Below are 24,595 nucleotides of genomic sequence, written 5' to 3'. Positions count from 1 at the left end.
CTTTTTAAATCTTGATCTCGACGTCCACACCGGCGGACAGGTCGAGCTTCATGAGCGCGTCCACGGTCTGCGGGGTGGGGTCGACGATGTCGAGCACGCGCTTGTGCGTGCGGATTTCAAACTGCTCACGCGACTTCTTATCGACGTGCGGCGAGCGGTTCACGGTGAACTTTTCGATCAGGGTCGGCAGCGGGATCGGACCACGAACAGTGGCGCCCGTGCGCTTGGCCGTGTTGACGATTTCGCGCGTCGAAAAGTCGAGGACGCGGTGATCGAAGGCCTTGAGCCTGATGCGGATGCTTTGATCCATATCGGTCGTATTTCCCAAGCAGGCGAACCTGCGTCCCTGTGAACCATTTCAAAGACCGGAGGTCTTCAGGCGAAAGCCTTCAGAGTACGCACGTCCGCAAAAACGATCGGCCCACGCAGTCCCCCGCGAAGGCCGTTGAAGTCCCAAGAAGCTGCAAAGAACAGGCACTCAGGTCGTTCCTGCGAACCGCGTCTGCACCCGGGGGTGCACAGCCGGTCCAACAAGAGTGGGCGCTTATGCCGATTGAGTCCCGATCCGTCAAGCGGCGAAACTGTGTCAGGGCGGGGTTTTCACCCTATTCGACCAGACGCCCTGTCCGGGGCTCCCGGCGCAGCGGGATTCCGGCGCAATCCGTCCCGTCCTGGCACGGCGCGACCACCCTCAGCGTCGCGGGCTGCGTGCTGACATCATACTCCGCCCAACGGTCCAGGGGCGCGGTATAGGCCAAAGAGACCGCCCCGCCCTCCCCGTGCGGCCCCGGCCCGGGCGCCGTGCTGACCCAGATCTGGAAGCCGGTCTCCGGCGGACGGTCACAGTCCGCCTCGGGCGTGAACACCCAGTCACGCAGGCCGTCGCCGTTCACATCGGGACTATCATGGACCAGAGGCTGTCTCAGGGCGTGCCCGTCCGGCGCGGTCACCGCCGGACACCAGCGGCGGCCTGCCGCGCGCATCTGCACCAGCGAGGGCGGGGTCCAGTCCGGCAGGCGCGGCGTGCCGTCCGGCTCCTCGCCCAGGTCGACGGCGGCCGTAAGGCTCATCCGGCTGATTCCATCGCTGGACGGCCGCTCCCGCAGTCGCCCCGCCGCCGGGTCCCAAGCCCAGGCGCGCAGGCAGTCCGCCTGCCCTTGAGCGCAGTTCAGATGATGCAGTCCGGCCTCGATCCGGCGCTCGCCGTCGACGGTCCTGATCTCGAAGCTCAGGGTCTGCCGGTCAAGGGCGCGAACGAAGCCCTCGCCGTCGCTTATATATAAAGAGGTCTCGCAGCCGCCCGTGCCGCAGAACTGGCCCGATTCCGGCCAACGGATCAGCCAGTCCGCCTTCCCGTCCCCGTTGATCTCCACCGCCGTCAGCACGCCGTCCGGGACCTCTGTCACCAAAGGTGGGCGGTTCGTCGGATCCTCGACGTCCAGATAGAAGGCGTTCAGCTGGTTCAGCACATACCAGACGAAGCCGGGCGGCGGCGCCGGGTCCGGGTCAGGCGCCGCCCGCCCCGCTCCCGCCAGCAAGACGCCTGCGGCCAAGGCCGTCGTCATCCGTAATGCCCAACCCCGCGTCATTTCATCCTCCTGCGGTCGGACCCTCTCGCGGACGGATAAAGGCGAAAACCACCCATATCTGACAGAATTTCAACGCCCGCCGCGTTCCGCACCTGAAAGCGACACATCGGCGCCACATTGCGTTGCCGACGCGCCACAGGCCCCGCCAGCCGGCGGTTTGTGACACGTTTGTAATAGCGACGCTCAAAGCCCGCCTGATACCCCGCCGTCCTCGCAGCGCGACTCCCCGCGGCTGCCAACGGACAAGAACAATGAAGACCCTCTTCCTCGCCACCGCCGCTGTCGCCGCCCTCGTCGCCGCCCCGGCCTTCGCCCAGGACTCGATCGGCTCGGTCGGCCTGGCCTACAACAACGTCAAGTACGACGCCGGCGGCGCGGACTTCACCGCCGAGAGCGGCAAGATCGACGCCAACTTCGCCCTGCCGGTCACCGATGCCTGGACCGTCACCGTCGATGGCGGCTTCGCCTACAGCTACAACGGCCCGGAAGGCGCGGATAACAGCAACATCGACGGCACCGTCCACGGTTCGACCCTGTTCAACGGCGTCCGCGTCGGCGGCTTCGTCGGCGGCCAGTCGATCGACAGCGAAACCGTCTGGGCCTTCGGCGCCGAAGCCCAGGCCTACCTCGACAAGATGACCCTGACGGGTTCGGTCGCCTACGAAACCCTCGACGGCCAGGACGTCGACGCCTGGTCGGTCGCCGCTGACGCCGCCTACTTCGTCACCCCCGCCCTGCGCGTGAACGGCGGCCTGGGCTGGAGCACCATCGACCTGGGCGGCAGCGACAACCTGGACACCTGGTCGGCCAACGTCGGCGGCGAATACCAGATCGCCAGCACCCCGTTCAGCGTCGTCGCCAACTACGGCTACAGCGAACTGGAAGACGTCGACCTGTCGGTCAACACCCTGACCGTGGGCTTCCGCTACTCGTTCGGCGGCGACCTGCAAGCGCGCTCGCGCGCCGGCGCCGACCTGGGCCGCACCGTCGCGACCTCGAGCACGCTCTTCGGCCTCAACTAGGCCCAAGGGCAGCTTCACGGCTGACAAGACAGGGCCCCGGCGGAGCGATCCGCCGGGGCCTTTTTTTGGATTCCCGGAGGGGGACTGCCTGGCCCCCAAAGCGCAGTCGCCACCCCGCGGCCACAATGCGTTGCAGAACAGCCACACACCCTAGTGTCCTGTTTTGCTTGTGACTTGTAACAGCCCAGCTGGGCTCCCAATTCATCTCTGCAACACACGACGCCACGCTTCTCGCGCCGCGTTCAATGGAAAATCAAAAAATGAACAAGACTCTCCTGCTCGCTTCGGCTGTCGCCGTCGCCGTCTTCGCCGCTGCCCCCGCCATGGCCCAATCGGTCGGCTCGGTCGGCGCCTCCTACGTCAACAGCCAGGCCGACTTCGGACCGTTCGAAGCTGAAGGCGACGGCGCCCTCCTCGACTTCGCCGGCGCCATGCCCGCCTTCGGCGAATGGACCGTTTCGACCGGCGCCCAGCTCGCCTATTCGGACAACGACTTCGGCGACGACACCGCGCTGTCGGGCTCGGTTCACCTGACCCGTGATTTCGCCGGTCTGCGCGCCGGTGGCTTCGTCGCCGCCGCCGACGCCGGCAGCGAGACCCTGTGGACCGTCGGCGCCCAGGTCCAGAAGGACCTCGCCAACGCCAGCCTGACCGGCGTGGCCTCGTACGGTTCGGTTGACGATCTGGACATCTGGACGGTCGGTGGCGACGCCGCCTACTTCGTGATGCCGAACCTGCGCCTCGACGCCAACCTCGCCTACAACTCGCTGGACATCGACGGTTCCGACTCCGACGTCCTGACCTACGGCGTCGGCGCCGAGTACCAGATCATGGAGTCGCCGGTCAGCGTCTTCGGCGGCTGGGATCGCGCCTCGATCGACGATGCGGACCTGGACATCGACACCTTCTCGATCGGCCTGCGCTTCAGCTTCGGCGGCGACCTGCAGACCCGTGACCGCTCGGGCGCCGACCTGAGCCGCAAGATCGGTGGCGTCGCCGGCGCTGTCGCCTTCATCGACAGCGTCTCGATCCCCTCGCCGCTCTAAGGCGTCCGCGCCTGTGACGACAGTGAGCCCCGGCGGAGCGATCCGCCGGGGCTTTCTGCTGTCGCCGGCTCCGGACATGAAAAAGGCCCGGGGGGTTCCACATCCCCGGGCCTCTCCCGTTTCGACGACTGCAGGAACTCAGTTGCCGATATGCACCTCGCCGCCGCCCATGATGGCGCGGCTGACCGAGCCGGTGGCGCGGGCGATGCGGACATCCCCGCCGCCGGCGATGGAGACGTCCACGTCGCGGGCGACCCCACGGAAGTTCACGTCCCCCGAGCCGGCGATATTGACCTCGACGTTCGGAGAATTCCCGCCGCGCACGTCCACGTCGCCGGAACCGCCGATGTTCACCTCGATGGGGCCGTCGACCCGAGACACGATCACGTCGCCCGAGCCGCCGATATTGACCTCAGCGTTGCGCGTGGCGCCCGCCATCACCGAGCCCGATCCGCCGATGGAAATTTCCAGCGCGCCGGACGTCCCGGTGCGGATGTCGCCCGAGCCGCCGATCTCCAGCGACACCTTGCCGTCGACATTGGCCACGTCCCAGCGACCGCAACCGGCGTGGCCCAGGTCGAGCGAGCGCGCGCCGCGTCCGACAGACCCGAAGATGGCGCCGGCGGCGGAGACGTTCACGTCGCGCGGGGCGCGGATGACGATCAGCGGGGCGTCCGACAGGTTCACGCGACCGAGATCGCGCACCTCGACCCAGGCGCCCTGTCCGGGCAGGCCGCTGTCGTTGCCGGTGTGGCAGTTGCGGACGCCGTCATTGCCGAACGTCCGATTGCGGCGCAGGCCGCCGTCGACGCGGATGTCATCGCCGTTGCGGGTCACACGGATCGGTGGCAGGCGGGACGCGCCCTGCTCCACCTCCACCGCCACATCGCTGCGGTCCTCGATGATGACGGCCACGCGCGCCACGGCCGAGCGGATCTCGACCTCGGGCTCACGGGCCAGGGCCGGGCTCGCCGCGGCGGCGAGAGCGATGGCGGATACGGCGGTTGCGATAGCGAGCTTCATGACGGGCCTCCCTGTCCGGATGTGAGGAGAGGGTGCGTCCGCCGCGGGTCGAAGTCACTTTAATACGCGGTCATGACCCCGTTGTAAGAAACGGCCCGGAAGGCCCGCCCGGCCTGACCGGTACGGGCCTTCCTGTCCGGAAATTCAGGTCCGCAGCGCGCCCGCGCCGTCGGCGACCCCGACCTCCGGTTCGAAGTCCCGCTCGAACTGCGCCAGCCGGCTCTTCAGCGCGCCGGTCTTCTTCAACGCCAGCGAGGCGGCCCAGCGCGCCGCCAGTTCGGGCGTCGCCATCCGGTCCGTCATCCGCGGCCGCTGTCCCCGACTGCGCAGCACGGCGTTGGTGTACAGCGCCCCGTTCCTGAACCGCGACGGCCAGGTCTGGAAGTCCATCGACAGGCTGACGCAGAAGCGGTCCAGGTTCTCCACCCGGTGCGGCGCATAGATGGGCCAGGTCAGGGCCTGGCCGGCCTCCAGATCCATCACCTGCGCATCCTGTTCGAACGCCAGGGTATAGGGCAGCTCTTCGGTCGTCTGGCGCGCGACCACCTGTTCCATGTTCTTTTCGGGCAGATGGCCCTCGTCGCCCGGATAGACATAGATCCGCTTGCGGCCACGCATGTGGAACAGCACCACCCCGGCCGGGTCGAAATGATAGGGCACCCGCGCCTTGGGCGACGACAGGATCAACTGGCCGGCGTTGCGCACGGCCCGCATCCCCGGATAGGTCGCCTGCACCTTGCCGAACTCGACCATGGCCGCGGCCCACAGCTCGGGCCAGCCGGTCTCGACCTCGCGCATATTGACCCACAGCCGCCCCTGCTGGATCGCGGCCAGAAGCTCGGCCCCGTCCAGCCGCCCGCGCGCGCCGGTGCGCAGCGAGACCTGCCCCTCGTCGTCGTAGTCGTACAGGTTGATGTCAAACAGCTCGGCCGGATAGCGGTCGAGGATGGCCGCCAGCGATTCATCGGTGGCGAAGCCCTGCTCCACCAGCGTGTGCGGATGGACCTCGGCGCGCTTGATCGGGCCGGAGTAGCGGGTGCGGGCCGCGGACAGATCCTGGGTCATGGACATCCTCAGGCCGCCGCGCCGGTCGTCGAGGCGCGGGCCTTGTTCAGGGCGGCGCCCGCCGCCTGCAGGGCGCCCCTGAACCGGTTGGCGGGCGTGACTTCACAGGCCTCGATGGCGGCCCAGCGACGGCGGACACTGGCGCGCAGCTTCTCGCCGCGCCCTTCGCCCGCCAGATCCAGCGCCTTCACCGCCGCCTGGCTGACCGCCGCGCCAAGGCCGGGTTTCAGCACCATGGCCTCGCGGACGACGTGGTGGCCGTTGCAGAAATATTTCTTGTAGTGCTCGCCCTCGAACCCGAAGTCGAAGGTGCGATAGCCCCGCTCCGCCGCCAGCCGCATGGTGTCCATGCTCAGCAGGATGCCCGGCGAACAGCGCGCCAGCGACGGCTCATAGCCCGGAAACCAGAAATGGTACTGGTCGCCCGCGTGCAGCGAGAACTCGATCGCCGTCAGCCGGTCGCCCGCCCACAGCCCGGCCATCGAGGCGCCGAACCCGTTCTCGCCCTCGGTCTGCAGCAGCTCGTGCAGCAGGTCGGCGGTCCAGCCGCAGGCGAAGATGTCGTGGCGGCGGGTGCGTTTGTACTGGTCGCGCTTCAGATCGATCAGCCAGTCCAGCAGCTTGGGATCCTGCAGGTCGCGCTCAACCCGCAACGGGCCCAGCTCGGCCTCCATGCTGCGCCGGGCGCGTTCCTTGTCCTTGAAGAACTTGCCGAAGGTCGCGCGGCGCTCGGCGTACCAGCCGTCATAGCCGCCGTCGCCCAGCTCGACCTGCACGGTCCGCCGGTCCTCGCCCAGCGGCGTCTCGCCGACCCAGGCGGTGACGTTCAGGCGCGCGCCGCCCAGCAGTTCGGCCACCTCCGACAGGGTCGGCCCTTCGCCGGGACGGGCGATGACGCCGTGATAGTCATTCATGGGCGCCCCCAGCGGCTGGATCGCCGCCCCGCGCCGCTGGTGCGGGAAGAAGCCGACGATCTCGCCGCCCTTGCTGAACACGGCCACCGCCGCATCCGGGCTGATCCGCCCGGCCACCCGCGTGAAGCTGGGCCGGAAATAGGGGCTGGTCAGCGCCGGGTTGGCGGCCAGAAAGGCGCGCCAGGCCGCCCACTCCGCCTCGCCCAGCTGCTCCGCCTTCAGGATGTCGACCTTGAACCCGGTCATCGCTGTCCTTCCTGCCGCCAAAACCAGACTGGCGGACAATCGCAACGCCCCTCATGTCACACAGGCCGTTTCAGCCGGGTGAGCGTTCATCCTTAATGACTGGTGTTCGGGGAGCCGCCTCGCGTCCGCCACGTTCCGCCTGTCCCATCCCCGGAGATCGCCATGACCGACCCCAACCGCCCCGACAATCCCGAAACCGAGAACGAGAACCAGCGCCCGGGCAAGGATGGCCAGCCGCCGCGCCCCGCCACCGAACCGGCCGGTTCGGAAGGCTCCTCCAATCCCGGCGACACCGCCACCGATCCCGCCACCGGAAAGCCCAATCCTTGAAGACAGCCGTCCTGATGCTCGCCGCCGTCGCCCTGACCGCCGGAGCGGCCCTGCCCCTCTCGGCCCGCGCCCAGACCGTCGCGCGAACGGGCGACCGGACACCGCCCGCGCCCGCCGTCACGGCGGGCGCCCCGATCGCGGTCTGCCCCCTCGATTCGGGCTTCGTCATCGACAACGGCGGCCTGACCCGCAGTCGGGCGGCGGTGCGGGCCGGCCAGCTGCGCATCCTCGCCGTCGGCTCCTCCTCCATCGAGGGCATCGGGGCCAGCCGGCGTGAGCTGGGTTTCGCCCCTCTGCTGGAGAGCGGCCTCGAGCAGCGCCTGCCCGGCGTGGACGTCTCCGTCCTCAACCGCGGCATCGGCGGCGAGACGGCGAAGGAGACCGCCGACCGGCTGGAGCGCGAACTGGCCGCCGGGCGGGTCGATCTGGTCATCTGGCAGCTGGGCACCAATGACGTGCTGCGCGACCGGGCCTTCGACGACGTGTTCGCCGACTTCCATCGCGGCGAGGCCGCGCTTAAGGCCGCCGACGTGGACGTGCTGCTGATCGACCCGCAGCGGCTCCCCGAGGAGACGGCCAATGCGGGCTTCCGCGGCCGCAACCCGACACTCGAGACCATGGCCCGCCGCATCGCCGACGAGGGCCGGCGCGGCGGCTATGCGGTGCTGCGCCGCTTCGACGCCATGGCCGGCTGGTCGGGCCTCGACCGGGGCGGCGTCGGTCCGGACGACCTGCACCTCAACGACGCCGGCTATGCCTGCTGGGCCGAGGTCACCGCCGAGGGTCTGGCGCCCCGCCTGCGCTAGGAGTCCGCCTCCCCGGCGACCGACGTTCCGGAACAAGCGTGACCGCGGCGGGTTGGCTCTGCAACCGCAACGCCACGGAATCGCATGTCCTTTCGCCTGATCCTCGCCTCGACCAGCCTGCTCGCCCTCGCCGCCTGCGGTCAGCCCGACCGTCCCGCCGAACCCGCGCCTTCGGCCCAGGCGCCGGCGCCCTCGCTGACGACGGACCAGATCAACGACGCCCGGATCACCGCCCCCGTCACCCCGCCCGCCGCCGACGCGCCCGCGCCCGCGCCCGGCGCGGTCACGCCGCCGGACGCCGCCCTCGTCCGGCTGCAGATCCTGCTCGACCGCTCCACCTTCTCGCCCGGGGCCATTGATGGTCTGGCCGGATCAAACCTGCGTCAGGCTGTGGCGGCCTGGCGTCAGGCCAACGGGATGCAGGGCGACGCCATCGACGCCGAACTGATGGCGAAGCTGACCGCCGCCGACGACCGCCCGGCCATGACCAGCCACACCCTGACGCCCGCCGACATCGCCGGCCCCTTCAGCCCCCCGCCCGGGGAGATGGCGCAACAGGCCGAGAACGGCGTCCGCTACACCAGCCCGCGTGAGCGGCTGGCCGAGCATTTCCACATCACCGAAGACCTGCTGCAGGGCCTCAACCCCGGCGTCGACTTCCGCCGCGCGGGCCAGCGCATCGTGGTGCCCGCCATCGGCCAATCGCCCCTGCCCGGCGACGTCGATCATATCGTGGTCAACAAGGCCGAGGGCTCGGTCCGGGCCTTCGCCGAGGACGGTCGCCTGCTGGCCTATTATCCGGCGACCATCGGCAGCGGCGACAACCCGACCCCCAGCGGCACGGTCCGGGTCAACGGCGTGGCCCGCAACCCGGACTACACCTACGACCCCGCCAAGCTCAGCTTCGGCGACGGCGACCGCAAGATCGTCATTCCTCCCGGCCCCAACGGTCCGGTCGGCGTCGTCTGGATCGACCTGAACAAGCCCAGCTACGGCATTCACGGCACGCCCGACCCGGAGAAGATCGGCAAGACCGCGTCGCACGGCTGCGTCCGCCTGACCAACTGGGACGCCTGGCAACTGGCCGCGGCGGTCAAGCCGGGGGTCGAGGTCCGGTTCGTCTAGGATCCGGCCGGCAAGCTGGAAAACCAGTCGGCATAGGGCGTGGTGCGCGCCATGTGGCGATTGAGGTCGGGCGCGCCGTCTGTCCACCAGACGGGGCCCCGCTCGCCCAGTCCGATCTTGGCCGCATCCACGGCCTGTCCCGCCGCCGCCAGCGCCGGCCGGTCACCGGCCCGGCGCGCTTGCCCGACCTCGCGCCGGGCCTGCATCAGAGCCTTGACCAGTTCCTCCCGCCGGGCCGCGTCCAGGCCCGGATCCGTCGCGCGCCACAGGCGGCCGCGAACCACGAAATAGCGACCGTCGGGCGTGTGAGGATAGGCCTTGTCCATACGACCCCAACGAAAACGGCCCCCGGATCGCTCCGGGGGCCGCTTCATTTCAGATCGTCAGATCCTCGAGTTCTACTACTCGATGATCTTGGCGACGACGCCGGCGCCGACGGTGCGGCCGCCTTCACGGATGGCGAAGCGCAGGCCCTGATCCATGGCGATCGGGGTGATGAGCTCGACGTTCAGCTCGGCGTTGTCGCCGGGCATGATCATCTCGACGCCTTCCTTCAGGTGCACGATGCCGGTCACGTCGGTCGTACGGAAGTAGAACTGCGGACGGTAGTTGGTGAAGAACGGCGTGTGACGGCCGCCCTCTTCCTTGGTCAGGATGTAGGCCTCGGCCAGGAACTTCGTGTGCGGGGTGATCGAACCCGGCTTGCACAGAACCTGACCGCGCTCGACGTCTTCACGCTTGGTGCCGCGCAGCAGAACGCCGACGTTGTCGCCCGCTTGACCCTGGTCCAGCAGCTTGCGGAACATTTCGACGCCCGTGCAGGTCGTCTTCTGGACCGGACGGATGCCGACGATTTCGACTTCTTCACCGACCTTGACGATACCCTTTTCGACGCGGCCCGTGACCACGGTGCCGCGGCCCGAGATCGAGAACACGTCTTCGACCGGCATCAGGAAGGGCAGGTCGACCGGACGTTCCGGCTGCGGGATGTAGCTGTCGACGGTTTCCATCAGGGCCAGCACGCGCTGCTCGCCGATTTCCGGGTTCACGCCGTCGGTCGCGGCCTTGGCCGAGCCCTTGGTGATCGGAATGTCGTCGCCCGGGAACTGGTAGGACGAAAGCAGCTCGCGCACTTCCATCTCGACGAGTTCCAGCAGCTCTTCGTCGTCGACCAGGTCGACCTTGTTCATGAAGACCACCAAGGCCGGCACGCCGACCTGACGGGCCAGCAGGATGTGCTCGCGGGTCTGCGGCATCGGGCCGTCAGCGGCCGAAACCACCAGGATCGCGCCGTCCATTTGAGCGGCGCCGGTGATCATGTTCTTCACATAGTCGGCGTGGCCCGGGCAATCGACGTGGGCGTAGTGACGGTTGGCCGTCTCATATTCCACGTGCGCCGTGTTGATCGTGATGCCGCGCGCTTTTTCTTCCGGAGCCGCGTCGATGTCGGCATAGGCCATGGCCTTGGCGCCACCGGCCTTGGCCAGCGTCATCGTGATCGCCGCCGTCAGCGTCGTCTTGCCGTGGTCAACGTGACCGATCGTGCCGATGTTGCAGTGCGGCTTGTTACGTTCGAACTTTTCCTTGGCCATGGCCAAAACTCCTGTGGCCCGGGTCCGTCAGCGGAGGGGCGCGGTGCTGATCTAAAAACCTGGAGCGGGTAGACGGAATCGAACCGACATATTCAGCTTGGAAGGCTGCTGTACTACCATTGTACTATACCCGCGCGGAGACGGCCTTGGGCCCGAAAGCCGTCGACCGCCGACCCGATATGGGGTCCTGTCCGTCGTTTTGAAAGCGCGTGGTGGGGGAAGCAGGACTCGAACCTGCGAAGCTTACGCAGGGGATTTACAGTCCCCCCCCTTTGCCGCTCGGGACATTCCCCCAACGCGCCTGTCAAAACCGTCGGACCCTTGATTCAGCGACCTTTCGGCCTCTGAAGCAACAAAGCCTCTCGTGATCCCGCGACGCCTGCTTTAGGAGGTGCGCCAGACCCGAAAGCCCTCAGGGCTCCAAATCGGAGGGCGTCTTATAGTGTCGAGAATTTCAGAACGCAATGACCGGAAATCGGGCAAGAAAACGGCCCCTTCCGGCAAGCCCGGCGGGCGTTTCGACGGTCCGAAGGCCGCGAACAAGGGTGGAAACGAGCGCGGCGGGTGGAACCCGAATCCCCCCGCGAAGACCTTCAGTGATTCTGCGCCGCGAGTTTCGCGGGCCAAGGTCGACGCCGACAACTTCGTCTGGGGCCGCCATCCGGTCCTCGCCGCGCTGGCCAACCCGGCCCGCAAGGGCATGGGCCGCCTGCTGGCCACGCCGGACCGCGCCGCCGAGATCGAGCGCGACCGTCTGGCCCCGCACGGCCACAAGCCCGAGGTGATCGAGCCGCAGGCGCTGGACCGCATGCTGCCCCCCGGGGCGGTGCACCAGGGCCTGGCCTTCAAGGTCGCCCCGCTGGAAGGCGTGGCGCTGCACGACATCGCGGAAGACGCCTCGGGCGTCATCGTCATGCTGGATCAGCTGACCGACCCCCAGAACGTCGGCGCCATCTTCCGTTCGGCCCTCGCCTTCGGGGCCAGGGGAATCGTCGTGCAGGACCGCCACTCCCCCGCCCTCGCCGGCGCCCTGGCCAAGGCGTCCGCCGGCGCCACCGAACGCCTGCCCTGCGCCCGCGTGACGAATCTGTCCCGCGCGCTGGAGACGCTGGCCGACCTGGGCTGGCGCGCCGTCGGTCTGGACGGATCGGCCGAGCTGACGCTGGAGCAGGCGCTGGACGCCCAGCCGACCGTGCTGGTCATGGGGTCCGAAGGCGACGGCGTACGTCGTCTGGTGGCCGAGCATTGCGACGCCATGGCCCGCATCCCCATGCCCGGTGGTTTCGAGAGCCTGAACGTCTCCAACGCGGCGGCCATCGCCCTGTACGAAACGGCGCGAAAACAGGCGGGATGACGGCTCTTCCTCCCCGTTCGCGTCGCGAATGGGGAGGTGTCGCGCTTCGAGTACGAAGCGTGACGGAAGGGGCGGCTCATGCGTCTGAACGCCGACCGCCAATCCCTTCCCGCCCCCGCCGTCTCGTCGCCTATCCGTGCCGAGCCGCCTCCCCATCGCGGACCGCGACGGGGAGGAGACAGCTCCCCCTTGGCGACCGACTGTCGCACGGCTAGAGGACCGGCATGGAATTCCTCAGCTCCCCCGAACTCGGCTCCCAGCTGACCGCGCTTGGTCAGGTGGTCATGATGGACCTCGTGCTGGCCGGCGATAACGCCGTCGCCGTGGGTCTGGCCGCCGCCGCCCTGCCGCAGGCGCAGCGCAAGAAGGCCATCCTGATCGGCCTGATCGCCGCCGTGGTCATGCGCATCGGTTTCGCCCTGGTCACCGGCTGGTTGATGGGGCTGATCGGCCTGCTTCTGGCCGGCGGCCTGCTGCTGCTGTGGGTGTGCTGGAAGATGTGGCGCGAGCTGCGCGAGGCCGCGACCCACGATCAGGCCGAGGCCGAGGCCGAGCTGGAACTGGCGCTCAGCATCGAGCACGGCAACGGGCCGTCGCCGGAAGAACTGGGCCTGAAGCGCAAGACCTTCGCCGCCGCCCTGATCCAGATCATGATCGCCGACATCACCATGTCGCTGGACAATGTGCTGGCCGTCGCCGGCGCCGCGCACGAGCATCCGTGGATCATGGTCTTCGGCCTGGTGCTGTCGATCGGCCTGATGGGCGTCGCCGCCACCTACATCGCCAAGCTGCTGCACCGCTTCCGCTGGATCGGCTACGTCGGTCTGGTCATCGTGCTGTATGTCGCCCTGCACATGATCTGGGACGGCTACCGCGCCACCGTGGTCCGCACCCTGAACCTGGCCCAGCACAACGCCGCGGTCCCCGCCGTCCTGCAGATCAAGCCGGACGAGGTGGCCAAATACTGCAAGGCTGAAGCCGACGAGACCAAGCGCGGCCCCTGCCTGACCCAGCCGGGGGCCACGCCCGCCGACCTGCCGCCGCCGCTGACGGTTCCGCCGACGGCCTCCTGACCCCGGCCTCCTATCGCGTCAGGAAGTAGGTCCCGTCCACGTGGCCGTTGGCGCCGCAGTAGGGCCGGATCGTCCGGCTGGCGGGGGTCAGCTCCTCGACCTTCAGGACGCCGCGATCCAGCGACACCCGGACCCGCCAGCCGTCGCCCCCGTCCAGGGTGATGGCGCGGTCTCCGACCCGCCCGCGCCCGGACACGTCGCAGGTCCAGCGCGCATTCACCGGATGGGCGGCGTTGATCTGCACCGAGACCTGCCCCTTCTCCAGCGTGCGGATATCCACCGTGCCCGCCGCGTTGCGCCAGACGCCCTGCAGATGGGTGGCGGGTTGTGTGCGGAGTTGGTCAAGGAAGGCGATCCGCTCGGTCATCCGCGCGGACAGGTCATCGAAATCCCGGAAGCCGCCCCGCGTATGGTTCTCCTGCCACTCGTCCCGGGCGCCGAGGAACCACCGCTGATCGCGCGTCAGCGCCTCGCGCTGGGCCGGCGTCATCGCCCGACGCACGGCGACGTAGCGATCCGCCAACTGCCGGTCCAGCCGCCCCAGCCGCGGCTCGGCGCAGATGGCGTGCTCCGACGGGGTCGAGGCCCGGCTGCAGCTGAAGGAGGGGTTGCTGGCCTGCGGGGCGGCGGCCAGCGACAGGGCGAACGCGAGGGAGGTGAACATTCGTTGCCTTTTTCAGGGTTCACCCGATGCAACGCTGCAAGCGCCGCAGCGCTCCCTCCGCGCGATCGCTTCGAGGTTTTACGCCTCCGCGCCGCCGAAGCGGGCGCTCCATTCCGCGACCTGTTCGTCCTCGATCTTGGCGAACAGAACCGCCGCGGCGGCTACGGCTTGGCCCACCGGCACGGCGGCCAGCAGGTCCTCGTCCGCCGACGGCCACGACAGGTTCGTCGCGCCCACTGTCGCCGCGATCTTTTCCGCCGAGCCCGGGATGACCGGCGCGGCCAGACGGGCGAACAGGGCGACCAGGTTCAGGGCGAAGCGGGTGGCGGTGGCCGCGCGCTCGGGATCCGTCTTGAGCGCGGTCCACGGGGCGGCGACCTGAAGGTATTCGTTGCCCAGCACCCACAGGGCGCGGATCGACTGGGCCGCCTTGCGGAACTCCATGTCCTCCAGATTGGCCGTCGCCTCGGCGATGCCGCCCTTGATCTGGGTCAGGAAGGACTGCTCGACCTCCGTGAGGGCCCCGCCCTCCGGCACGACGCCGCCGAATTTCGACTCGGTGAATTTGACGATCCGGTTGACGAAATTGCCGAGCACATCGGCCAGGTCCTTGTTGGTCGTCGACTGGAACTGCTCCCAGGTGAAGGCCGCGTCCGAATGCTCGGGGCCATAGGCGGTCAGGTGCCAGCGCCAGTAGTCGGCGGGCAGCAGTTCCAGCGCCTGGTCCATGAAGACGCCGCGCTTCTGGCTGGTCGAGAACTTCCCGCCGTACCAGTTCAGCCAGTTAAAGGCCTTCAGCGTGTCGACCATCTTCCACGGCTCGCCCGAGCCGATCAGGGTCGCCGGGAAGCCGACGGTGTGGAAGGCGACGTTGTCCTTGCCCATGAACTGGACGTAGCGGACGTCGTCGGCGCCCTCGTCGGTGCGCCACCAGTCGCGCCAGGTCCGGCCGGTCGCCTCGGCCCACTCTTCGGTGGCGCCGATATATTCGATCGGGGCGTCAAACCAGACATAGAAGACCTTGCCCTCCATGCCCGGGCGCGGCCCACCGTCGGGCCCGACCACCGGCACGCCCCATTTCAGGTCGCGCGTGATGCCCCGGTCGATCAGGCCCTCGTCCAGATGTTTGTAGGCGATGGATTTGGCCAGGGTCTGCCAGTCGGTCCTGGTCCCGATCCAGTCGCGGATCGGCTGCTCGACCTTGGTCTGCAGCAGGTACAGGTGCCGCGTGTCGCGCACTTCCAGGTTCCGGGACCCGGACACCGACGAATACGGATCGATCAGGTCGGTCGGGTCCAGCAGGCGACCGCAGTTGTCGCACTGGTCGCCGCGCGCGCCGACATGGCCGCAGTGCGGGCAGGTGCCCTCGACGTAGCGGTCCGGCAGGAAGCGGGCGTCGTCCACGGAATAGATCATCCGATCCACCCGCTCCTCGATCAGCCCCTTCTCCTCCAGCACCCTGGCGAAATGCTGGGTCAGGCGGCGGTTGGGCTCATTTGAGGAGCGGCCGAACCAGTCGTAGCTGAGGCCGAAGGCCTGCCCCGCGGCCTTCTGGATCTCGTGCTGCTCGTCGCAATAGGTGCGCACGTCCTGCCCGGCCTTGGCGGCGGCCAGCTCGGCCGGGGTGCCGTGCTCGTCGGTGGCGCAGATGTAGAGGACCTCATGCCCCTGCCCGCGCTTGAACCGCGCATAGACGTCCGCCGGCAGCATCGAGCCCGCTAGATTCCCCAGATGCTTGATGCCGTTGATGTAGGGCAGCGCCGAGGTGATGAGGATGCGGGACATGGAGGCCAAGGTTCAGGGATGAGGGATTAGGGATGAGGGATTGGGGATTAGTCTCGGTTAGTGGCGAGTGCGGACCGATACCGCAACCCTGCCGCCAGCCTAATCCCTAATCCCTCATCCCTAATCCCTTCAGGCCAGCCGCCGCGCCACCCGCACGAACCGCCCGGTCAGCAGCGTGCCCGACACCAGACTGGCGATAATGACGGCCCAGACCAGACCGTCCACGCCGATGCGATGCGCCAGCACCCAGCCCAGCGGCATCATGATCGCGCCATAGGCGAAGAAATGCATGATCGTCGGCCACCAGACGTCGCCCGCCGCGCGGTTGGCCTGCGCCGCCACCACCTGGATACCGTCGGCCACGAAGAACAGGGTCGCCAGCACCAGCGCGGGTCCGGCGATGGCGATCAGCGCGGGATCGATGGTGTAGGCCCTGACCAGCAGACCCGCCGTCGGCCAGATGATCAGCGCCACCAGCAGGGCCAGCACCGTCACCACCCCGATCCCGGCGAAGCCCGCGCGCAGCACGCCGTCGCGATCCTGGGCGCCATAGGCCCGGCCGACCAGCACCGCCGTCGCCGACGACAGTCCCATCGGCAGCATGAAGACGATGGCCGACATATTGATCACGATGGCCCAGCTGGCGGTCTCGTTCGTGCCCAGCAGGCCCGCGATCACGGTCATGGCCGCAAAGGCCCCGACCTCGATGAAGTTCGACGCGCCCGCGCCGATCCCGACCTTGACCTGCTCCCGCTCGGTCTCGCGGTCCCGCGCGGGCCGGGTCCACAGGTTCCAGCTCTTCGCCTCGGGCAGACGCAGGATGTAGACGACCAGAAAGACGGCCAGCGCCGTCCGCGCGCCGAACGTGGCCCAGGCCGAAGCCACGGCCCCGTCCACGCCCAGTCCCAGCAGGTCGGGCACCAGCAGCAGGTTCAGCGCGATGTTCACGCCATTGGCCACCCACATGGCCCACATGCCGGGCTTGGGCTTGGACAGGCCCTCCAGGAAGAACTGCGCCGCCACCGAGATCAGATAGGCGGGCATCGACAGGGCGAAGACCACCAGCGGCGCCGACGCGCCCTCCCCCAGCCCTTCGCCGAACTGCACCTTCTGCATGACCCAGGGACCCAGCACGGCCAAGGCCAGCATCGAGGCGATGCCGATCTGCAGCGCATAGACCATGCCCCGGCGAAGCACCGCGCCGATCTCGGCGTGCCGCCCCTCGCCGCGCAGGCGGGCGGTGATGATCTGCACCCCCATCATCAGGCCCACGGCGGTCGTCAGCACCACCGACGACGGCGCCCAGGCCAGCGAGTGATAGGCCAGCTCGCGCGAGGCATAGTGGCCGACCACGATGGCGTCGGTCAGCCCCATGGTCATGATGCCGATCCGCGCCAGCACCACCGGCCAGGCGAGGTTCAGCAACTCCTTGAGAGTGGCGCGGGTCTTGTCATTGAGGGCGATCATGGGACGCGGCACAGGCCACGGGCCGACGGCGGGGTCAACCGGGTTTCAGGACAGCAGCCATAAGGGGAACTGATCATTCTCCCTTCCACCCAGCTCAACTGCCCGGCAGTCAAGGTTCACACCATGAGCACCAAGGGGGACACCAAGGGACACGAAGGAGCCGGTGGGGCGGCTGACCGTTGAGCGACATCAGCGAGGCTGAAGGATCGCTTCGCGATCAATTCCTCCAGATCCACGGACAAGAGGGGCATCATTCGACGCCCCCCTTTCTCTTGGCGTTCTTCGTGTCTCCCTTGGTGTCCTTGGTGTGAACCCGCTCTGCCGGTCTCGCCCCTTACGCCCCGTGCTTCGCCACCAGCTTGCCGAAAGCCGCCATGATCGAGGTCAGGAAGGTCTTCGTCCCCTCGACCTTGACCTCGCCCTGATCGTCGAACAGGTCGCCCGCATTGCCGATATAGGCCTCGGGCTGCTGCAGGGTCGGCATGTCGAGGAAGACCAGCGACTGGCGCAGGTGGTGGTTGGCGCCGAAGCCGCCGATGGCCCCGGGCGAAACGCTGACCACGGCGGCCGGCTTGCCCGACCAGATGCTGTGGCCATAGGGGCGCGAGCCCACGTCGATGGCGTTCTTCAGCACGCTGGGCACCGAGCGATTGTACTCCGGCGTCACGAAGACCACCCCGTCCACGTCCCGCAGGGCGTCACGGAACCGGGTCCAGGCCGCGGGCGCCGACTCTTCCAGATCCGGATTGTACAGGGGCAGGTCGCCGATCTCGACGATCACGCCCTCCAGCCCATCCGGCGCCTGACGGATCAGCGCCTCGGCGGTCAGCCGGTTCAGGGAGCCCTTGCGAAGGCTGCCGACGATAAAGGCGATTTTGCTCATGGAGATGATCCTTCGGGACGACCGTCGCCCTGCCCCTGATCTGGCGCCGCGCGGTCCGGTGGACAAGGGCGCGATGCAACGCCTAAACCAGCCCCATGCCGAAGCTGACCTCCGCCATCGACACAAACTCCGCCGCCTTCAAGGCGCTGGACGCCCACAACCGCGCCCTGCGCGATGAGCTCTACGCCAAGGTCGAGAAGGCCGGACGCGGCGGCTCCGACGCCAGCCGCGACCGTCACGTCTCGCGCGGCAAGCTGCTGCCGCGGGACCGGGTCGAGCGCCTGCTGGACCCCGGCTCCCCCTTCCTCGAGGTCGGCCAGCTGGCCGCCGGCGGAATGTACAATGACGAGGCGCCGGGCGCGGGCATGATCTGCGGCGTCGGCCGCGTCTCGGGCCGCGAGGTCATGATCGTCGCCAACGACCCGACCGTGAAGGGCGGCGCCTACTTCCCCCTGACCGTGAAGAAGCACCTGCGGGCGCAGGAGATCGCCGAGCAGAACAACCTGCCCTGCGTCTATCTGGTCGATTCCGGCGGGGCCAACCTGCCGCACCAGGCCGAGGTCTTCCCCGACCGCGACCATTTCGGCCGCATCTTCTTCAACCAGGCCCGTATGTCGGCGAAGTCGATCCCCCAGATCGCCTGCGTCATGGGCTCCTGCACCGCCGGCGGCGCCTATGTCCCGGCCATGTCGGACGAGACGGTCATCGTCCGCAACCAGGGCACCATCTTCCTGGCCGGCCCGCCGCTGGTGAAGGCCGCCACCGGCGAGGTCATCTCCGCGGAAGAGCTGGGCGGCGCCGAGACCCATGGCCGCAAGTCCGGCGTCGTCGACCATGTCGCCGAGAATGACGAACACGCGCTGGAGATCGTCCGCTCCATCGTCGCCAATCTGAACACGGTGAAGCGCGTCGACCTGGACGTGCGCGAGCCGCGCGCCCCGGCCCTGCCCGCCGAGGAACTGTACGGCATCATCCCCGACGACGTCCGCGCCCCCTATGATGTGCGCGAGGTCATCGCCCGCACCGTCGACGGCTCCGAGTTCGACGAGTTCAAGGCCCTGTACGGCACGACCCTGGTCTGCGGCTTCGCCCGCATCTGGGGCTATCCGGTCGCCATCCTGGCCAACAACGGCGTCCTGTTCAGCGAAAGCGCCCAGAAGGGCGCCCACTTCATCGAACTGGCCTGCAAGCGGAAGATCCCCCTGCTGTTCCTGCAGAATATCTCGGGCTTCATGGTCGGCGGCAAATACGAGGCCGAGGGCATCGCCAAGCACGGCGCCAAGCTGGTCACCGCCGTCGCCTCGGCCGAGGTGCCGAAATTCACCGTCCTGATCGGCGGCAGCTTCGGGGCCGGCAACTACGGCATGTGCGGCCGCGCCTACAGCCCGCGCTTCCTCTTCACCTGGCCCAACAGCCGCATCAGCGTCATGGGCGGCGAACAGGCCGCCAGCGTGCTCGCCACCGTCCACCGCGACGCCGACAGCTGGACGCCCGAACAGGCCGAAGCCTTCAAGGCCCCGGTCCGCCAGAAATACGAGGACGAGGGCAACCCCTACTACGCCACCGCCCGCCTGTGGGACGACGGCGTCATCGACCCCGCCCAGACGCGCGACGTCCTCGGGCTGGCCATCAGCGCCAGCCTGAACGCCCCGATTCCGGAGACCACCTTCGGCGTGTTCCGGATGTGATGCGGCTCGTCCGGCTCACTTCCAGTCTGGTCGTCACGCTCGCCCTTGCCGGGTGCGCGACCGGAATGGACACGCCGGACCCCGCCATCCCCGACCGCTTCCACGGCGACTGGAGCGCCGACCTGTCGAAATGCGGAGACCGTGAAAGCGGCCTGAACCTCAGCATCGACGCGGGCTTCATCACCTATTTCGAGGCCGCCGACACCGTCCTCGCCGTCCGCCCGGCCGAGCTGGACGGCGTCAACATCCATGTCCGCCACGAGGACTATGACGGCATGGAAGAGACCTACCGCACCCTGATCCTCTCCGACGACCGCCAGACCCTCAGCTTCACCTACGGCGACGGCCCGGAGCAGGTCGTCCACCGCTGCCCGGTCTGATCCGTCCCCGTCTCCCCCGGCTGCAGAAGCCGGGATGCGACGCATGACGGATCAGGGGTCGCGCAGGTCCCTCCGGTCGGCTATCCCGAACAGACACGCCAAAGCTGGCGCGACCCATCCTCCGACCCGCGGCGCGGGCCACCTTCTCAAATGGAGAAGGATCACGTCTGAAGCGTTAGGCACCCCATGACCGACAAACCCATCGACACCCAACCCGAAGACGCCCTCGACATCACCGACGCCGAGGCCGCCGAGATCAACGCCATCTCGCACCCGCTGCTGGCCGATCCGGCGCCGGACGCCAACGATGATCTGGTGCAGATCGACGCCACCGCCGACGGGACGGTCTTCGTCACCATCAATCGCCCCGAGAAGCGCAACGCCTTCGACGCCGCGACCATCGCCGCCCTGCGTGAAGCCTTCGAGACCTTGCACGGCGCCGACCGCGTGCGCGTGGTCTTCATCCGCGGCGCGGGCGGCACCTTCAGCGCGGGCGCCGACCTGGGCTGGATGAAGGATGCGGCGGGCTGGAGCGAGAGCGACAACCGCGACGACGCCATGGGTCTGGCGAAGATGCTCAAGGCCCTGCACGACGTCCCGGCCCTGACCTGCGCCATCGTCGAGGGCGCGGCCATGGGCGGCGGCGCCGGCATCGTGGCCGCCTGCGACATGGCCGTCGCCGTCGAGGGCGCCCGCTTCGCCTTCTCCGAGGTCAAGCTGGGCCTCGTCCCGGCGACCATCGCCCCCTATGTCGTCGAGGCCATCGGCGCCCGCCGCGCGCGTCAGCTGTTCCTGACCGCCAACATCTTCGACGCCGACTACGCCGCCCACGCGGGCCTGATCGACATGGTCCTGCCGGAGGGCTCGGTGGACGAGTTCATCTCCATGCTGACCGACAGCCTGTCGGCCAATGCGCCCGGCGCCATGGGCGACGCCAAACGGCTGGTCCACTACGTCGCCGGTCACGGCAAGATCGACGGCGGCCTGATGGACGAAACCGCCAAACGCATCGCCCGCGCCCGCACCAGCGAAGAAGGTCAGGAAGGCGTCGCCGCCTTCCTCGCCAAACGCGCCCCGAAGTGGGCGGAATAGGCTGGATGGTCGACGCTCGGTCCGGTGAGGTCTGAGCCCGGAAAGTGATTAGTGGTTAGTGGCCAGTGGATGGCGGCGTCAGCACCGGCGCCCGCTCCGGTCCCGCGACCGCCCACGGCATCGAACCACTAATCACTAACCACCAATCACTTGCCATCCGCGCTCCATCCGGATGTGGCGCCTTTGCCCGCGCCACTCTAAACATCCCCCATGTTCAAGTCCGTCCTTGTCGCCAACCGTGGCGAGATCGCCTGTCGCGTCTTCCGCACCGCCCGTGCGATGGGGATTCGCACCATCGCCGTCTATTCCGAGGCCGACGCCGACGCCCTGCACGTCCGCGAGGCCGATGAGGCGGTGCTGATCGGCCCGGCCGCCGCCCGCGAGAGCTATCTGGTCGCCGACAAGGTGCTGGCCGCAGCCAAAGCCACCGGCGCCGAAGCCATCCACCCCGGCTACGGCTTCCTGTCCGAGAACGCCGACTTCGCCGAGGCGGTCGCCGCCGCCGGTATCGTCTGGATCGGGCCGAAGCCGGAGTCGATCCGCGCCATGGGCCTGAAGGACGCGGCGAAAAAGCTGATGATCGAGGCCGGCGTGCCCGTCACCCCCGGCTATCAGGGCGACGACCAGTCCGACGAAACCCTGACCGCCGAAGCCGCGAAAATCGGCTTCCCCGTCCTGATCAAGGCCGTCGCCGGCGGCGGCGGCAAGGGCATGAAGAAGGTTGATCGCGCGGAAGACTTCGCCGACGGCCTGGCCTCCGCCCGGCGCGAGGGCCAGTCCTCCTTCGGCGACCCGCGCGTCCTGATCGAAAGCTACATCACCCGCCCGCGCCACATCGAGGTTCAGGTCTTCGGCGACAGCCATGGCGAGGTCGTCCACCTGTATGAGCGCGACTGCTCCCTGCAGCGCCGGCACCAGAAGGTGATCGAGGAGGCCCCGGCCCCCGGCATGGATGCCGCCACCCGCGACGCCGTCACCGCCGCCGCCGTCCGCGCCGCCAGGGCCGTGAACTACCAGGGCGCCGGCACCATCGAGTTCATCGCCGACGCGTCGGACGGCCTCAAGGCCGACCGCATCTGGTTCATGGAGATGAACACCCGGCTGCAGGTCGAACACCCCGTCACCGAGGCCATCACGGGCGTCGATCTGGTGGAATGGCAGTTCCGCGTCGCCGCCGGCGAACCCATCCCGCTGAAGCAGGCCGACATCCCCATGAACGGCTGGGCCATGGAAGCGCGCCTCTATGCCGAGGATCCCGCCAACGGCTTCCTGCCCAGCATCGGGCGGCTGGATCATTTCGTCATGCCCGAGGACGCCCGCGTCGACACCGGCGTGATGCAGGGCGGCGAGGTCAGCCAGTTCTACGACCCGATGATCGCCAAGCTGATCGTCCACGAGGACACCCGCGAAGAGGCCGCCGAGGCCCTCGCCGACGCTGCCGCCCAGGTCGAGGTCTGGCCGGTCAAGACCAACGCCGGCTTCCTCGTCCGCTGCCTGGAACACCCGCGTTTCGTCTCGGGGGACGTGGACACGGGCTTCATCGGGGCGGAGGAGGCTGATCTGCTGACCGCGACCTCCGATGCACCTGCTGTCGCGGCGCTCATCAACGCCGCCGAGTTGGTGCATGGCGACTACACCGTCGCCAGCAATGACTACCACACTCCTTGGTCCTCATACCCCAGCCGCGCCCTTGGCCTTCGCCTGAACGCCCCGTCTCACGCCCTTATCCCCGTGCGGCTGAACGGCGAGCGGGTTGAAGCCAAGGTTCAGTCCGCACGGCTGGGCGACAGAACCTGGAAGATTAACTACCGGGATCAGGAACTGCGGGGGCGCTTCGAAGGCATCGTGGTGGAGGTCGGCGATGAGCGAATCTCAGTCGCCCCTTGGGCCTTGGGAGAGGACGACGAGTTGTCGATCTTCTTCTATAAAGGCGATGTCTATGAATCGCGGCCCTACCGCTACGAGGCAAATTCCGCCCTTGGCGGCCCCGCCTCCGACGGCTCCCTCCGCGCCCCCATGCCCGGCAAGATCGTCGCCGCCCCGGCCGCCTCGGGCGACACCGTGACCAAGGGCCAGCCCATCGTGGTGCTGGAAGCCATGAAGATGGAGCACGCCCTGATCGCCCCCTTCGACGGCGTGGTCGAAAGCGTCTCGGTCACCGTCGGCGATCAGGTCGGCGACGGTGTCGTGCTGGCGGTGGTGAAGGCCGCGGAGTTGCGGGCTGAGTGAAGAGTGAGTGGTGAGTCGAAGTCTGTCCGCGACGCGTCGCTCTACTCACGGCTGACTCTTCACCCCGCTCACCCCAGCCCGAACCCGCCCACCGGCGTCGTCACCGTCGCGTCCTCGAAGGTCGCGATCAGGGGCAGGCCCTGACGCAGCACGGCCTTCACGCTTTCGTCGGCCAGGGCGTCGCGGTGCGCGGCCTCGCTGATCCAGACCTCGGTGACCCGGATGGCGTCGGCGTCGGCGGCATCGTGGGCGATGACATAGCTGAGACAGCCGGGCATCCCCAGCGCCACCCGCGCCGTCAGAACGGCCGTCAACGCATCGCGCCGCCCCGCCACCGCCGTCATCCTGCCGATCAGTCCGTACATGGGGGCCGCCTTCTCTTGGCCTCCCCCATACGCCCGCGCGAAGCCCCTGTCCCCACAGGGAAACGCCGTGTGTGCACCTTAACGTCGGTCACCAGAACGGTGGCGAAAGTTCGCGGAAAAGTGGCGGGCGGGCGGCGCTCGGAAAGTGATTAGTGGCGAGTGGCTAGTGGCTAGTGGCTTCGGATCACAAAGCCACGGCCAGCGGAAGGGCGGCGCGGACGGTCCGGTCGCAGGCTGGTGGCCAGCCACTAGCCACTAACCACTAACCACTCACCCACCCACATCCCCGCTGGCGCCCGCCCGCGCACTCCTCCATATCCCGCCCATGCCCATCCACATGATCAAGCTCTGCGTCGGCGTGTCCGAGGTCGAATGGCTGGAAGCGCGCGCGGCCAAGGGCCAGCCGCTGATCGTCCACACCCGCATGACGCCCAAGCGCGCGCCCGAGATGGAGGACGGCGGCTCCCTCTACTGGGTCATCAAGGGCGCGGTCCTGTGCCGCCAGCCGATCCTCGACGTCTCCACCCTCGGCGAGGGCAAGCAAAGCCGCTGCGAGATCACGCTGGAGCCCCGCGTCATCCGCACGGCCCCCCTCGCCCGCCGCCCCTTCCAGGGCTGGCGCTATCTCGAGCCCAAGGACGCCCCCGTCGACCTCACCGCCATGGGCGCCACCGACCTGCCCGACGACCTGGCCCGGGAGCTGAGGGAGTTGGGGGCGTGGTGAAGGCAGTAGGCAGGTAGGGAGTAGGCAGTAGGGCAATGAGCGCCCTCTTCCCCGTGCACGGCCAAGCTGATCTAACCTACTGCCTATCTGCCTACTGCCTTCGTCTGCCTGCCCTCGCACCGAGCTGTCCGCC

The 24,595-nt window shown here is 68.4% G+C and carries 24 protein-coding genes and 2 tRNA genes; 12 read left to right on the top strand and 14 right to left on the bottom strand.

Going from position 1 to position 24,595, the window contains the following annotated elements:
* Nucleotides 1–4 precede the first annotated feature (4 nt).
* A complete protein-coding gene (gene rpsJ / locus ACW174_RS11480; RefSeq protein WP_003164367.1) occupies nt 5–310 on the bottom strand; it encodes a 30S ribosomal protein S10 in 306 nt (101 codons plus the stop codon).
* A gap of 295 nt (nt 311–605) precedes the next feature.
* Entirely contained in the window at nt 606–1,565 is a 960-nt protein-coding gene (locus ACW174_RS11475) for a hypothetical protein (RefSeq protein ID WP_492014562.1), read from the bottom strand.
* A gap of 275 nt (nt 1,566–1,840) precedes the next feature.
* Between ACW174_RS11475 and ACW174_RS11470 the strand changes: the two genes are divergently transcribed.
* Nucleotides 1,841–2,611 carry an outer membrane protein gene (locus tag ACW174_RS11470; protein ID WP_492014561.1) on the top strand — a complete coding sequence of 257 codons (771 nt, stop codon included), beginning with the start codon at nt 1,841–1,843 and terminating at the stop codon, nt 2,609–2,611.
* 260 nt (nt 2,612–2,871) lie between these two features.
* The gene (locus ACW174_RS11465) at nt 2,872–3,657 is read left to right on the top strand and encodes a porin (RefSeq protein ID WP_492014560.1); all 786 of its coding nucleotides are present in this window, start codon (nt 2,872–2,874) and stop codon (nt 3,655–3,657) included.
* A gap of 138 nt (nt 3,658–3,795) precedes the next feature.
* Here the strand turns inward: ACW174_RS11465 and ACW174_RS11460 are convergent, their stop codons facing one another.
* The 3 genes from ACW174_RS11460 to ACW174_RS11450 all read right to left on the bottom strand — a co-directional run bounded on the left by ACW174_RS11460 (nt 3,796) and on the right by ACW174_RS11450 (nt 6,905).
* Nucleotides 3,796–4,680 carry a GIN domain-containing protein gene (locus tag ACW174_RS11460; RefSeq protein ID WP_492014559.1) on the bottom strand — a complete coding sequence of 295 codons (885 nt, stop codon included), beginning with the start codon at nt 4,678–4,680 and terminating at the stop codon, nt 3,796–3,798.
* 144 nt (nt 4,681–4,824) lie between these two features.
* Complete coding sequence (locus ACW174_RS11455; RefSeq protein WP_492014558.1) at nt 4,825–5,745, bottom strand: transcriptional regulator; 921 nt, start codon at nt 5,743–5,745, stop codon at nt 4,825–4,827.
* A gap of 8 nt (nt 5,746–5,753) precedes the next feature.
* Nucleotides 5,754–6,905, bottom strand: a complete 1,152-nt coding sequence (locus ACW174_RS11450) for a GNAT family N-acetyltransferase (protein WP_492014557.1) — start codon at nt 6,903–6,905, stop codon at nt 5,754–5,756.
* A 162-nt stretch (nt 6,906–7,067) separates the two neighbouring features.
* On the opposite strand from ACW174_RS11450, the gene ACW174_RS11445 reads away from it, so the two are divergent.
* The 3 genes from ACW174_RS11445 (at nt 7,068) to ACW174_RS11435 (ending at nt 9,166) form a co-directional block, all read left to right on the top strand.
* A complete protein-coding gene (locus ACW174_RS11445) occupies nt 7,068–7,235 on the top strand; it encodes a hypothetical protein (RefSeq protein ID WP_492014556.1) in 168 nt (55 codons plus the stop codon).
* Entirely contained in the window at nt 7,232–8,041 is an 810-nt protein-coding gene (locus tag ACW174_RS11440; protein WP_492014555.1) for an SGNH/GDSL hydrolase family protein, read from the top strand. The genes ACW174_RS11445 and ACW174_RS11440 overlap by 4 nt, the downstream gene beginning before the upstream one ends.
* Before the next feature lie 84 nt (nt 8,042–8,125).
* On the top strand, nt 8,126–9,166 hold the full coding sequence (locus tag ACW174_RS11435) for a L,D-transpeptidase family protein (RefSeq protein WP_492014554.1): 1,041 nt from the start codon (nt 8,126–8,128) through the stop codon (nt 9,164–9,166).
* Here ACW174_RS11435 and ACW174_RS11430 read toward each other — a convergent pair.
* The 4 genes from ACW174_RS11430 to ACW174_RS11415 all read right to left on the bottom strand — a co-directional run bounded on the left by ACW174_RS11430 (nt 9,163) and on the right by ACW174_RS11415 (nt 11,052).
* Complete coding sequence (locus ACW174_RS11430; RefSeq protein WP_492014553.1) at nt 9,163–9,492, bottom strand: hypothetical protein; 330 nt, start codon at nt 9,490–9,492, stop codon at nt 9,163–9,165. The genes ACW174_RS11435 and ACW174_RS11430 overlap by 4 nt on opposite strands.
* Before the next feature lie 75 nt (nt 9,493–9,567).
* On the bottom strand, nt 9,568–10,758 hold the full coding sequence (gene tuf, locus ACW174_RS11425; RefSeq protein ID WP_492014552.1) for an elongation factor Tu: 1,191 nt from the start codon (nt 10,756–10,758) through the stop codon (nt 9,568–9,570).
* A 60-nt stretch (nt 10,759–10,818) separates the two neighbouring features.
* Nucleotides 10,819–10,892: transfer RNA gene (locus ACW174_RS11420), tRNA-Gly, on the bottom strand.
* 76 nt (nt 10,893–10,968) lie between these two features.
* Nucleotides 10,969–11,052, bottom strand: a tRNA-Tyr gene (locus ACW174_RS11415).
* Between the two features lie 148 nt (nt 11,053–11,200).
* Here ACW174_RS11415 and rlmB point away from each other — a divergent pair.
* Complete coding sequence (rlmB, locus tag ACW174_RS11410; protein ID WP_492014551.1) at nt 11,201–12,112, top strand: 23S rRNA (guanosine(2251)-2'-O)-methyltransferase RlmB; 912 nt, start codon at nt 11,201–11,203, stop codon at nt 12,110–12,112.
* 224 nt (nt 12,113–12,336) lie between these two features.
* Nucleotides 12,337–13,185 carry a YjbE family putative metal transport protein gene (locus ACW174_RS11405; RefSeq protein ID WP_492014550.1) on the top strand — a complete coding sequence of 283 codons (849 nt, stop codon included), beginning with the start codon at nt 12,337–12,339 and terminating at the stop codon, nt 13,183–13,185.
* A gap of 10 nt (nt 13,186–13,195) precedes the next feature.
* Here the strand turns inward: ACW174_RS11405 and ACW174_RS11400 are convergent, their stop codons facing one another.
* The 4 genes from ACW174_RS11400 to ACW174_RS11385 all read right to left on the bottom strand — a co-directional run bounded on the left by ACW174_RS11400 (nt 13,196) and on the right by ACW174_RS11385 (nt 17,984).
* Nucleotides 13,196–13,849 carry a lysozyme inhibitor LprI family protein gene (locus tag ACW174_RS11400; RefSeq protein WP_492014549.1) on the bottom strand — a complete coding sequence of 218 codons (654 nt, stop codon included), beginning with the start codon at nt 13,847–13,849 and terminating at the stop codon, nt 13,196–13,198.
* Between the two features lie 78 nt (nt 13,850–13,927).
* Nucleotides 13,928–15,634 carry a methionine--tRNA ligase gene (gene metG / locus ACW174_RS11395; protein ID WP_492014548.1) on the bottom strand — a complete coding sequence of 569 codons (1,707 nt, stop codon included), beginning with the start codon at nt 15,632–15,634 and terminating at the stop codon, nt 13,928–13,930.
* A gap of 129 nt (nt 15,635–15,763) precedes the next feature.
* A complete protein-coding gene (locus tag ACW174_RS11390) occupies nt 15,764–17,101 on the bottom strand; it encodes an MATE family efflux transporter (RefSeq protein WP_492014547.1) in 1,338 nt (445 codons plus the stop codon).
* 334 nt (nt 17,102–17,435) lie between these two features.
* On the bottom strand, nt 17,436–17,984 hold the full coding sequence (locus tag ACW174_RS11385) for an NADPH-dependent FMN reductase (protein WP_492014546.1): 549 nt from the start codon (nt 17,982–17,984) through the stop codon (nt 17,436–17,438).
* Between the two features lie 95 nt (nt 17,985–18,079).
* On the opposite strand from ACW174_RS11385, the gene ACW174_RS11380 reads away from it, so the two are divergent.
* The 4 genes from ACW174_RS11380 to ACW174_RS11365 all read left to right on the top strand — a co-directional run bounded on the left by ACW174_RS11380 (nt 18,080) and on the right by ACW174_RS11365 (nt 23,373).
* Nucleotides 18,080–19,672: a carboxyl transferase domain-containing protein gene (locus ACW174_RS11380; protein ID WP_492014545.1), complete on the top strand. Its 1,593-nt coding sequence runs from the start codon at nt 18,080–18,082 to the stop codon at nt 19,670–19,672.
* A 65-nt stretch (nt 19,673–19,737) separates the two neighbouring features.
* The gene (locus ACW174_RS11375) at nt 19,738–20,052 is read left to right on the top strand and encodes a hypothetical protein (RefSeq protein WP_492014544.1); all 315 of its coding nucleotides are present in this window, start codon (nt 19,738–19,740) and stop codon (nt 20,050–20,052) included.
* Between the two features lie 186 nt (nt 20,053–20,238).
* The gene (locus tag ACW174_RS11370) at nt 20,239–21,144 is read left to right on the top strand and encodes an enoyl-CoA hydratase-related protein (RefSeq protein ID WP_492014543.1); all 906 of its coding nucleotides are present in this window, start codon (nt 20,239–20,241) and stop codon (nt 21,142–21,144) included.
* 210 nt (nt 21,145–21,354) lie between these two features.
* Entirely contained in the window at nt 21,355–23,373 is a 2,019-nt protein-coding gene (locus ACW174_RS11365) for an acetyl/propionyl/methylcrotonyl-CoA carboxylase subunit alpha (protein WP_492014542.1), read from the top strand.
* Between the two features lie 68 nt (nt 23,374–23,441).
* On the opposite strand, the gene ACW174_RS11360 is transcribed toward ACW174_RS11365, so the two are convergent.
* Complete coding sequence (locus tag ACW174_RS11360; protein WP_492014541.1) at nt 23,442–23,738, bottom strand: putative quinol monooxygenase; 297 nt, start codon at nt 23,736–23,738, stop codon at nt 23,442–23,444.
* A 325-nt stretch (nt 23,739–24,063) separates the two neighbouring features.
* On the opposite strand from ACW174_RS11360, the gene ACW174_RS11355 reads away from it, so the two are divergent.
* The gene (locus tag ACW174_RS11355) at nt 24,064–24,462 is read left to right on the top strand and encodes a DUF1489 family protein (protein ID WP_492014540.1); all 399 of its coding nucleotides are present in this window, start codon (nt 24,064–24,066) and stop codon (nt 24,460–24,462) included.
* Nucleotides 24,463–24,595: the final 133 nt, after the last annotated feature.

The sequence above is a fragment of the Brevundimonas sp. AVps31 genome, from assembly GCF_058681355.1.
This window is presented reverse-complemented; position numbering and strand designations above follow the sequence as displayed.

Excerpts from the sequence above, each read along its gene's own strand:
- ACW174_RS11455 (WP_492014558.1), bottom strand. The coding sequence starts at position 5,745 with ATGACCCAGGATCTGTCCGCGGCCCGCACCCGCTACTCCGGCCCGATC.
- ACW174_RS11430 (WP_492014553.1), bottom strand. The coding sequence starts at position 9,492 with ATGGACAAGGCCTATCCTCACACGCCCGACGGTCGCTATTTCGTGGTT.
- ACW174_RS11470 (WP_492014561.1), top strand. The coding sequence starts at position 1,841 with ATGAAGACCCTCTTCCTCGCCACCGCCGCTGTCGCCGCCCTCGTCGCC.
- ACW174_RS11380 (WP_492014545.1), top strand. The coding sequence starts at position 18,080 with ATGCCGAAGCTGACCTCCGCCATCGACACAAACTCCGCCGCCTTCAAG.
- ACW174_RS11370 (WP_492014543.1), top strand. The coding sequence starts at position 20,239 with ATGACCGACAAACCCATCGACACCCAACCCGAAGACGCCCTCGACATC.
- ACW174_RS11355 (WP_492014540.1), top strand. The coding sequence starts at position 24,064 with ATGCCCATCCACATGATCAAGCTCTGCGTCGGCGTGTCCGAGGTCGAA.
- ACW174_RS11360 (WP_492014541.1), bottom strand. The coding sequence starts at position 23,738 with ATGTACGGACTGATCGGCAGGATGACGGCGGTGGCGGGGCGGCGCGAT.
- ACW174_RS11390 (WP_492014547.1), bottom strand. The coding sequence starts at position 17,101 with ATGATCGCCCTCAATGACAAGACCCGCGCCACTCTCAAGGAGTTGCTG.
- ACW174_RS11400 (WP_492014549.1), bottom strand. The coding sequence starts at position 13,849 with ATGTTCACCTCCCTCGCGTTCGCCCTGTCGCTGGCCGCCGCCCCGCAG.
- ACW174_RS11445 (WP_492014556.1), top strand. The coding sequence starts at position 7,068 with ATGACCGACCCCAACCGCCCCGACAATCCCGAAACCGAGAACGAGAAC.
- tuf (WP_492014552.1), bottom strand. The coding sequence starts at position 10,758 with ATGGCCAAGGAAAAGTTCGAACGTAACAAGCCGCACTGCAACATCGGC.
- ACW174_RS11405 (WP_492014550.1), top strand. The coding sequence starts at position 12,337 with ATGGAATTCCTCAGCTCCCCCGAACTCGGCTCCCAGCTGACCGCGCTT.
- ACW174_RS11385 (WP_492014546.1), bottom strand. The coding sequence starts at position 17,984 with ATGAGCAAAATCGCCTTTATCGTCGGCAGCCTTCGCAAGGGCTCCCTG.
- ACW174_RS11465 (WP_492014560.1), top strand. The coding sequence starts at position 2,872 with ATGAACAAGACTCTCCTGCTCGCTTCGGCTGTCGCCGTCGCCGTCTTC.
- ACW174_RS11460 (WP_492014559.1), bottom strand. The coding sequence starts at position 4,680 with ATGAAGCTCGCTATCGCAACCGCCGTATCCGCCATCGCTCTCGCCGCC.
- ACW174_RS11375 (WP_492014544.1), top strand. The coding sequence starts at position 19,738 with ATGGACACGCCGGACCCCGCCATCCCCGACCGCTTCCACGGCGACTGG.
- ACW174_RS11475 (WP_492014562.1), bottom strand. The coding sequence starts at position 1,565 with ATGACGACGGCCTTGGCCGCAGGCGTCTTGCTGGCGGGAGCGGGGCGG.
- metG (WP_492014548.1), bottom strand. The coding sequence starts at position 15,634 with ATGTCCCGCATCCTCATCACCTCGGCGCTGCCCTACATCAACGGCATC.
- ACW174_RS11435 (WP_492014554.1), top strand. The coding sequence starts at position 8,126 with ATGTCCTTTCGCCTGATCCTCGCCTCGACCAGCCTGCTCGCCCTCGCC.
- ACW174_RS11365 (WP_492014542.1), top strand. The coding sequence starts at position 21,355 with ATGTTCAAGTCCGTCCTTGTCGCCAACCGTGGCGAGATCGCCTGTCGC.
- ACW174_RS11450 (WP_492014557.1), bottom strand. The coding sequence starts at position 6,905 with ATGACCGGGTTCAAGGTCGACATCCTGAAGGCGGAGCAGCTGGGCGAG.
- rpsJ (WP_003164367.1), bottom strand. The coding sequence starts at position 310 with ATGGATCAAAGCATCCGCATCAGGCTCAAGGCCTTCGATCACCGCGTC.